This is a genomic window from Belnapia sp. AC561 (assembly GCF_979252845.1).
The window spans coordinates 1-256 of sequence record NZ_CEEDBP010000320.1 but is presented as its reverse complement, the minus strand read 5'-3'; the positions used below and the strand labels follow the sequence as shown (position 1 = coordinate 256).

Below are 256 nucleotides of genomic sequence, written 5' to 3'. Positions count from 1 at the left end.
AATCAACGGCGTACCCGCGTCAGAAATCAGCGCTACGTCATCACCCGCCTGCAGGCGCGACAGAAAACGACTGCCTTCATCACGCTCGTTGTGCTCATGGCAGGCCGCCAGCGGTGTAGGAATGCCGAAATGTTGCATCAGACGCATGGAATGACGCGTGTCTTCAGCGGCAATCAGCGCAACGTCGCGCAGAATCTTCAGCGCCCGAGCGCTGATATCGTCTAGGTTGCCGATGGGTGTGGCGACCACATAGAGG

1 protein-coding gene is annotated in these 256 nt (G+C 58.6%); it reads right to left on the bottom strand.

Features of this window, described 5'->3' with window-relative positions; genetic code table 11:
* Nucleotides 1-256 (bottom strand): SAM-dependent methyltransferase (locus AC0IW9_RS31255; RefSeq protein ID WP_471652181.1); only part of this gene is annotated, 256 nt, incomplete at both ends.